At 55.8% G+C, this 7,779-nt stretch carries 9 protein-coding genes and 1 pseudogene; 9 read left to right on the top strand and 1 reads right to left on the bottom strand.

Annotated elements, in window-relative coordinates:
* Positions 1-8 precede the first annotated feature (8 nt).
* The 4 genes and pseudogenes from B2T33_RS10715 (at position 9) to B2T33_RS10700 (ending at position 3,255) form a co-directional block, all read left to right on the top strand.
* On the top strand, positions 9-524 hold the full coding sequence (locus B2T33_RS10715; protein ID WP_422664297.1) for a GAD domain-containing protein: 516 nt from the start codon (positions 9-11) through the stop codon (positions 522-524).
* 13 nt (positions 525-537) lie between these two features.
* Positions 538-1,296: pseudogene (locus B2T33_RS10710) on the top strand (amino acid--tRNA ligase-related protein); the annotation flags it as partial.
* A gap of 163 nt (positions 1,297-1,459) precedes the next feature.
* Complete coding sequence (locus B2T33_RS10705) at positions 1,460-2,401, top strand: SPOR domain-containing protein (RefSeq protein WP_286791980.1); 942 nt, start codon at positions 1,460-1,462, stop codon at positions 2,399-2,401.
* Positions 2,401-3,255 (top strand): EipB family protein, encoded by an 855-nt coding sequence (locus tag B2T33_RS10700; RefSeq protein WP_286791979.1) that lies wholly within the window; start codon positions 2,401-2,403, stop codon positions 3,253-3,255. The genes B2T33_RS10705 and B2T33_RS10700 overlap by 1 nt, the downstream gene beginning before the upstream one ends.
* A gap of 77 nt (positions 3,256-3,332) precedes the next feature.
* On the opposite strand, the gene B2T33_RS10695 is transcribed toward B2T33_RS10700, so the two are convergent.
* Positions 3,333-3,650 carry an ArsR/SmtB family transcription factor gene (locus B2T33_RS10695; protein WP_008891276.1) on the bottom strand — a complete coding sequence of 106 codons (318 nt, stop codon included), beginning with the start codon at positions 3,648-3,650 and terminating at the stop codon, positions 3,333-3,335.
* Between the two features lie 133 nt (positions 3,651-3,783).
* Here B2T33_RS10695 and B2T33_RS10690 point away from each other — a divergent pair, with 133 nt between their 5' ends.
* From B2T33_RS10690 to B2T33_RS10670, 5 genes are all read left to right on the top strand, one after another.
* The gene (locus B2T33_RS10690) at positions 3,784-4,032 is read left to right on the top strand and encodes a hypothetical protein (RefSeq protein ID WP_286791978.1); all 249 of its coding nucleotides are present in this window, start codon (positions 3,784-3,786) and stop codon (positions 4,030-4,032) included.
* A 307-nt stretch (positions 4,033-4,339) separates the two neighbouring features.
* Positions 4,340-5,272 carry a histone deacetylase family protein gene (locus B2T33_RS10685; protein WP_064780574.1) on the top strand — a complete coding sequence of 311 codons (933 nt, stop codon included), beginning with the start codon at positions 4,340-4,342 and terminating at the stop codon, positions 5,270-5,272.
* Between the two features lie 150 nt (positions 5,273-5,422).
* On the top strand, positions 5,423-5,686 hold the full coding sequence (locus tag B2T33_RS10680) for an exodeoxyribonuclease VII small subunit (RefSeq protein ID WP_044828501.1): 264 nt from the start codon (positions 5,423-5,425) through the stop codon (positions 5,684-5,686).
* A gap of 24 nt (positions 5,687-5,710) precedes the next feature.
* The gene (locus tag B2T33_RS10675) at positions 5,711-6,592 is read left to right on the top strand and encodes a polyprenyl synthetase family protein (protein WP_286792006.1); all 882 of its coding nucleotides are present in this window, start codon (positions 5,711-5,713) and stop codon (positions 6,590-6,592) included.
* Between the two features lie 25 nt (positions 6,593-6,617).
* Complete coding sequence (locus B2T33_RS10670) at positions 6,618-7,586, top strand: alpha/beta hydrolase family protein (protein WP_286791976.1); 969 nt, start codon at positions 6,618-6,620, stop codon at positions 7,584-7,586.
* Positions 7,587-7,779: the final 193 nt, after the last annotated feature.

Below are 7,779 nucleotides of genomic sequence, written 5' to 3'. Positions count from 1 at the left end.
AGCCCGACCTGCGCAACCCGCTGATCATTTCGGACGTCACCGAGCCGTTCCGCGGATCGAGCTTTGGCATCTTTGCATCGAACATCGAAAAAGGTTCGGTTGTTCGTGCGATCCCGGCAACCGGTGCCGCATCGCGCCCGCGCAGCTTCTTTGACAAGCTCAACAACTGGGCGCGTGATGAAGGTGCGGCTGGTCTTGGCTACATCGTTTACGGTGAAGACGGCGAAGCAAAAGGCCCGATTGCCAAGAACCTTGATGCCGATCGTATCGCACAGATCAAGGAAATCACCGGCGTTGCCAATGGCGATGCGGTGTTCTTTGCCTGTGACAAGGAACTGGCCGCGGCCAAGTTTGCCGGTAAGGTCCGTGACAAGGTTTGTGACGAACTGGAACTGCGCGAAGAAGGCATGTTCAAGTTCTGCTGGATTGTTGATTTCCCGATGTATGAGGAAGACGACGACGGCAAGATCGAATTCAGCCACAACCCGTTCTCGATNNTCCCGCAAATTCTTCGACGAACTTGATAAGTGGGCAAAGAAAGAGATGCAGGCGCCGGGCCTCGGCTATGCCCGCCTCAAGGAGGCCGATGGCGGCGGTGTCGACAGCCAGGATCCGGTCCTGAAGAATTTCGAGCCTGCCCATCTGGCCGCGCTTCTGGAAAAGCTCGGCCTTGGCGCCGGGGATGGCATCTTCTTCTCTGCCGGGAAGAAAAGTGACGCCTACAAGCTCGCTGGCGCGGCCCGCACCAAGGTCGGCGAAGAGCTGGGCCTGATCGAAGATGGCGTCTTCCGGCTCTGTTGGATCATCGATTTCCCGATGTACGAGTATGACGAAGACAACAAGAAGGTCGATTTCAGCCACAACCCGTTCTCGATGCCCCAAGGTGGTCTGGACGCGTTGGAAAACATGAACCCGCTTGATATCAAGGCGTGGCAGTATGACATCGTTTGTAACGGTATCGAGCTGTCATCGGGTGCCATTCGTAACCATCGCCCGGACATCATGTACAAGGCGTTCGAGATTGCCGGTTATGGCAAGGACGTTGTCGATGACCGCTTTGGCGGCATGATCAACGCGTTCAAATTCGGCGCCCCGCCGCACGGTGGTTCGGCCCCGGGTGTTGACCGTATCGTCATGTTGCTGGCCGATGAGCCGAACATTCGCGAAGTCATTGCCTTCCCGCTGAACCAGCAGGCACAGGATCTGATGATGAATGCGCCGGCAGAGGTCGATGACAGGCAGCTTAAAGAATTGCACCTGCGTGTGCAGCTGCCGCCGAAAGCGAAAAAAGACTGATGTGTTTGGGGCCTTGCCCGAAATACTGAAGATACAGACGGCCCGGAGCTTTCCGGGCCGTTTTCTTTTGGGGAAATCTATTGGCAATCGTTACCTAATATTAACCGCCATTGGGCCACTGTAGCGGAGGAAAAGAAAATTCGATCCTTCGGGGGATGGCCTGTTGAGAAAAATTCTTGTGGTGGCGGCACCTTTGGCGCTTGGCGCGTGCGGTGGTCCGATTGAGTTGACGGTGGCAAAGCTTGCCGGTGATTTGATCAGCTATGTGTCGACCGGCAAAAGCACAACCGACCATGCGGTTTCTTTCGTTGCCGAGCGCGATTGCGCGCTGCATCGCCCGCTTTTGGAACAGACCATCTGCAAGGACGACGAAACCATCCTGGCCGAAGAGGCCGCAGCCCTTGCCGTGATGGGTGAGCCTGAAATCAAACAGGAACTGCGCGTTGCCCGCCCGGAAATCTATGCGGTGAATGCCCCGGCCGAGGATTGGTCACGCCCGAGTGCGACGGCCCTTAAATCCAACGCGATTGTCACCACCAACCTGCCGCCACTGACCCCGAAAAAGACGCCCGATGATACGGTTGATGCGGTTGAGGTTGCCTCTGCACGTGATCAGATCGAAGTCGAAGACGTTGCCGTTGATCGCAGTGACCTTGGCCCGATCGACCCGCAGGTCGAGGCAGATGCCGCGGTTGCAGGCTATGTCAGTGACGAACCGGTAGCCGAAATTGCCGCGCCACAGGAAACCGTCACCGCCGCACTGATCGATCCGGCGGTTATGGGTGACGGGGATGACGTGATGGTCAAACCGGTGGATGCAGCACTTGACGGGGACGCCCTTGCAGGGGATGACCTTGCCGCGCCGCTGCCCGGTGATTATGTGGTATTGGCAAGCTTTGCAGATGAAGCGCGTGCCAACAGGGCGCTGGGCCTTTATAAGGAATACCAGCCGCGCCTTTTGAATGCCGAAGTAAAGGGTAAGCCGTATCTTCGTGTTGCGGTCGGGCCGCTTTCGGCAGAACACGCACATGATTTGCGCCTTCTTGCTGCCAAAAAGGGGGTTAAAGATCCCTGGATTGTCGGAGTTGGCGCCACCGGAGAGTGATGTTGTCTGGATTTTTTTCAGAGATTAAGCAACGTCAGCGTTCCCTTAAAGGAACGCTGATCTTTTGTTTGGGTCTTGGTGGCTGTGCCGCGCAGGCTGGTAATGTGACGGGCATCGAAGATGCCATCGTGCCGCATGTGGCGGAATATCATTTCAAGCTGAGCCATGCCGAACAGGGCAGCTCGATCATTGATGCGTCCGGTGTGCTTGGCTATCGCTTTGAGAAGATGTGCGATGGCTGGGTCACGGAAATGCAGCAGATCATGATCCTTCAGGGCAGTGAAGGCACGCCGATCAATTCGGCCTATTCCATGACCCAGTGGGAAGATTTCGACGGAACGGAATATCGTTTCCGCATGCGTGATTATCTTGATGGCACCAAGGTCGACGAGATCGTCGGCAAGGCGGTCCGCAAGGACGACATGGTCAAGGTCAGTTACGAAATCCCGGTCGAGGTCGAGGAAGAACTTCCGGCCGATGCCATGTTCCCGACCCAGCATTCGCTGGTGTTGCTGAAACGTGCAAAAGACGGCGTGCGGTTTGCCAATGATCTGGTGTTTGATGGCAGCGGCGATACCCCGACCAACCGGGTGGCTGTGGTGATTTCAGGCAGCAAGGGTGCCGATAACACCGCCAACGATCCCGATGCGATTGCGCGCGGCGCGTTTCATCGCATGAACCTGGCATTTTATCCGATCGGGGCTGCGGAAAACGGCCCGTCAACCGAGATGGCGGTTGATTTTGGCGATAACGGTGTCGCGCATGGTATGCGATTTGACTATGGCGAATTTGAAGTTCTGGGAACCTTGGACAAGGTCACCAAGCTGCCGCTGCCGGAATGCGGATCGCAGTAAGACAGATTTTAAAATCCAGACGTAAAAAAGCCTGCCCAAAAAAGGCAGGCTTTTTTAGTGGGGAGTGCCCGGGTGTTTTACGCAGCAGCAGAATTGCGTGAGGCGTTGCAATAAAGCCCGTAGAGGGTCTCGATCACGCGCAGAGCATCGTTACCATTCAGCGAATAGTAGATGGTCTGTGCTTCGCGACGAGTCTGGACGAGCTTGTCGCGACGCAGGCGTGCAAGATGCTGCGAGAGGGCGGACTGGCTTAGCCCGACAATGCGTTCGAGTTCGCCAACCGACTTTTCGCCTTCGTTGAGTTGGCAAAGGATAAGCAGTCTGCTCTGATTGCTCATGGCCTTTAACAGGGTGCTAGCCTGTTCGGCCTTTTCTTCTAAGTTGTTAAGTTCCATTTGGCTTCCTTATGAGCCTGACCGCAAGCGGCCATTGTCCCAATGAAAATTCGACAAATCACCAGACGGAGCCATCGGGTGGCTTCTGATCCGACTGGCGCGAAGTCACTGCGGTAATAATACCTAAAGGATAGTGACTTCTGCCACCAACAAATTACAGGAATTCATCGGTAAACTTATTCTCAAGTATATTACAAATCTGTCAAGAGAGTGTTTACTCGGGTCTCACCTGCTGCTGATGGTGTTTGTGCCGGAATCCGGCCTGTCGAACTTCCTTCCATGCACCAGATTTTTCTCTGGTGATCGCGAATTTGATCCCTTGGGCGGTGTGCGGGCGAATGAAACCTTTGCACCGATTCCGACAGGACCTGTTTTTATTTGATTATGTTCCCGTTTGCTCGGTTTGAAACATAATCGATACCAGCATATACAAACCCGAGAAAACGGCAAAACTGTGAAAGTATTAGTAGCAGACGTGACACGCGCCAAATGATGCGAAGATCGAAGGCCAAAGAGCTTGCCTTACCGTTCGGTGATGTGCTGATTTAGAACAAAGAGAAGCATCCGGTTTTGCGCTAGAACAAGCAAAGCAGGATAAAAACAACGGACGCGGTCAACGCGATCCCGTGACCCGGGCTTGGTCCCGGCGCCGCACCATATCGGACCATTCAGGAAGGCGACGCAGAAAAATGGCGACTTTGTTCGTGACCCATCACGATTGTATTGAACATGATACCGGCCCGGGACACCCGGAATGCGCCGATCGTCTGCGCGTGATCCAGCGCGTTTTCGAGGCCGAGGAATTCATGTTTCTTCACCGCGAAGAAGCGCCGCTGGGCGATATCGACCTGATCAAGAAAGTGCATGACCCGGCCTATGTCGACAAGGTGATGGCAAGCATCCCCGACCACGGCATCGAGCCGCTTGATGGCGATACCTATGTTTCGCCGGGCTCGGGCAGGGCGGCATTGCGATCGGTTGGCGGGGCCTGTGTCGCGGTTGATGCGGTGATGGAGGGGCATGAAAAGAATGCCTTTGTCGCCACCAGACCGCCGGGACATCACGCCGAATATGATCGGGCGATGGGATTTTGCCTGTTTAACAATGCGGCCATTGCAGCCCACCATGCGCGCAACAAATTTGGCATCAAGCGGGTGGCGGTGATGGATTTCGATGTCCATCACGGCAATGGCACGCAGGACCTGTTTTATAATGATGCGGACCTGTTTTATTGCTCTACCCATCAATGGCCGCTTTATCCGGGCACAGGGGCGGAAAGCGAACGCGGATGTGCCAATAATATCCTTAATGTCGGTATGGTTGCCGGATCGGGCACTGCCGAAGTACAGGAAGCATTTAATTCGACGGTCTTGCCCGGCATTGCCGCGTTCAAGCCGGAACTTCTGATCATTTCGGCGGGCTTTGACGGGCACAAGAATGATCCGCTGGCGGGGCTTTGCTATGTGGCGGATGATTTTGTCTGGATGACCAAGCAGTTGATGGATCTTGCCGAGGAACAGTGTGGTGGGCGTGTGGTGTCTTTGCTTGAAGGGGGCTATGATTTGCCGTCGCTTGCGACCAGTGCCGTGCAACATGTGCGGACACTGATGGGGGCCCATTAAGGGCAGCCAAACATCACCCTAAGATCACTCAAAGATCATCGGGGTGTTGCCCGACAAAAGCGTTTCAGTCAGACGAAATTGCGTTCTGTTCGGTTGCCCTGATCGTGACTTGCGCGTAAACTCCGCGCCGATCTAAGAAATGGAGCTTACATGTCCGAGGCTACTGCATCTCCCGCAATTCCTGAAGATATCGCGAAACTGAGTTTCGAAGAGGCGCTTGGGCAGCTTGAAACCCTTGTGCGTCAGCTTGAACAGGGGCAGGTCGGGCTTGATGACGCCATTGCGTCCTATGAACGCGGTGCGGCGCTGAAACGCCATTGCGCGGACAAACTGCGCGCGGCTGAAGAGCGCATCGAAAAAATCACCCTGAATGCGGATGGCCGCCCGTCGGCAACCCCGACCGAAATTGAATAATCGGAGACCGTCGTGAGTTACGACATGATTGCCGAACTGAGTGCGGCGTCTGCTGATCTGGGCGAGACGCTTGACGGGATCCTGCCCCGCGCCAATGGCCAGATCGAGCAGCGCCTGTATCAGGCGATGCGTTATTCGACGCTGGGCGATGGCAAACGGCTGCGCCCGTTTCTGGTGCTGAGCTCTGCTGGCTTGTTCAAGGTATCGCGCCGATCCGCCCTTCGTGTGGCGACCGCGGTCGAGATGGTGCACAGCTATTCGCTGATCCATGATGATCTGCCGGCGATGGATGACGACGATCTGCGTCGCGGCAAGCCCAGCTGCCACAAGCAGTTTGACGAGGCGACAGCGATTTTGGCCGGTGATGCGTTGCTGACCCAGGCGTTTGAAGTGCTGGCCGACGAAGATACCCATCCTGATCCGCGCGTTTGCACCGATCTTGTCCGTGCCCTTGCCCGTGCGGCAGGACCGTATGGCATGGTCGGTGGGCAGATGATCGATCTGGCCGGCGAAGGACAGAGCTTTGATCAGGCGCAGGTCACACACCTGCATTTGCTTAAGACCGGGCGGATGTTTGCCTTTGCATGCGAAGCCGGGGCGATCCTTGGCAAGGCACCGAAAAGCATTCGCTTGGCACTTCGGTCCTATGCCCATGACATGGGGCTGGCGTTTCAGATCAAGGATGACATCCTTGATGTCGAGGCAAGTTCGGAAGAACTGGGCAAGACGGCGGGCAAGGATGTTGATCAGGAAAAATCAACCTTCGTCAAATTGCTGGGTCTGGATCAGGCCCGCGCGCAGGCCAGAATGCTGTGCGATCAGGCGATCAATCATCTGAACTGCTTTGACGACGAGGCCGAACCGCTGCGTGCGGTGGCGCGTTTTGTGGTTGAACGCGGCCGTTAAGCGGCCGTGGCCCTAGATCATCACCATGACCGATCATGCGCCATATACAGCCGGTTTTCGCGACCGGCTGTTTGACAAGGACCCGTTTCCGTTAGCGATCTGGTATCCGGCGACCGCACCGGAAAGTTCGGTGCGTCATATGGGCGTGGTTTCCAGTGCGGCGCGCGGGGCCGCCTTTGCCGATGATGGCCCGTTTCCCATCGTGCTGTTTTCGCATGGGTCGGAAGGGCATCGGTTCAATCAGTTCTGGTTGGCGGAATATCTCGCGCGGCGGGGTTATATCGTCGCGGCCCCGCAGCATCATGGCGACAATTATCTGGATGCGTCCGAAGCGCGGCAATTGGCGATTATCGAGCGCCGCCCGCAGGAAATGCGTCTGGCACTTGATCTGTTGTTGGCGCATGACGAGATCGGGCCGCAGATCGACCAGGATAAAATCTATGCCCTTGGCCATTCGGCGGGCGGGGCGACGGTTCTGAAGCTGGCGGGCTGGGATTTTGATGCCAAGGCCTGGCAGGATTACTGCGAAATCAATGCCGACAAAGACCACGTGATTTGCCAGCATGCGCCAAGCGATGATCATCTTGATCGGTTGCACAATGTGTATGGCGGTCCGGTGGTGTCCGAGCGTGATGACCGGATTGCCGCCATCATCGCGATTGCGCCAGCCTTTGGCGTGGCGGCGACCGATGCAGGATTGAGCGATATCGATATCCCGATGCTGTTTGTCGAGGCCGATACGGATGAAATCCTGCATGAGCATGTTAATGCCGCACACTTCCGCAAGCTGTTGCGCGGGCGGGCAAAGTTTGTGAAGGTCAAAGGGGCGGGGCACTATTCATTCTTGCCGAAATGTACCCCATATATTGCAGAGAATTTTGGCTATTTATGCCGCGATTTTGGTCAGGATCGCGACACCATTCACCGCACTGTCGAGCAAGTGATCCACCGTTTCCTCGATAAGGTAAAAACCGGTGAAATTCAGGGTCGCTAATTCGGTCGAACCTCGCTATTTTACGCAGCTTGCAACATGGCGCCATAACAGTCACCCTGTTGCTGGGTCCTGACCCTAACCAACGCCATATAAAAAATTGAAATCGAGATCGGAATGAGCACGACCTCCAAGACCCCGCTGCTGGATACCATCAATACCCCCGAAGAGCTGCGCAAGTTGCAGCCTGCTCAGA

The sequence above is a fragment of the Thalassospira sp. UBA4513 genome (assembly GCF_002388495.1).
Classification (GTDB): Bacteria; Pseudomonadota; Alphaproteobacteria; order Rhodospirillales; family Thalassospiraceae; genus Thalassospira; species Thalassospira tepidiphila.
The sequence above is the reverse complement of the archived record's forward strand: the minus strand, read 5'-3'. Positions and strand labels throughout refer to the sequence as shown.

Bases quoted from the DNA above. Each gene is read 5' to 3' on its own strand.
- B2T33_RS10700 (WP_286791979.1), top strand. From the start codon at position 2,401: ATGTTGTCTGGATTTTTTTCAGAGATTAAGCAACGTCAGCGTTCCCTT.
- B2T33_RS10695 (WP_008891276.1), bottom strand. From the start codon at position 3,650: ATGGAACTTAACAACTTAGAAGAAAAGGCCGAACAGGCTAGCACCCTG.
- B2T33_RS10685 (WP_064780574.1), top strand. From the start codon at position 4,340: ATGGCGACTTTGTTCGTGACCCATCACGATTGTATTGAACATGATACC.
- B2T33_RS10680 (WP_044828501.1), top strand. From the start codon at position 5,423: ATGTCCGAGGCTACTGCATCTCCCGCAATTCCTGAAGATATCGCGAAA.
- B2T33_RS10675 (WP_286792006.1), top strand. From the start codon at position 5,711: ATGATTGCCGAACTGAGTGCGGCGTCTGCTGATCTGGGCGAGACGCTT.
- B2T33_RS10670 (WP_286791976.1), top strand. From the start codon at position 6,618: ATGACCGATCATGCGCCATATACAGCCGGTTTTCGCGACCGGCTGTTT.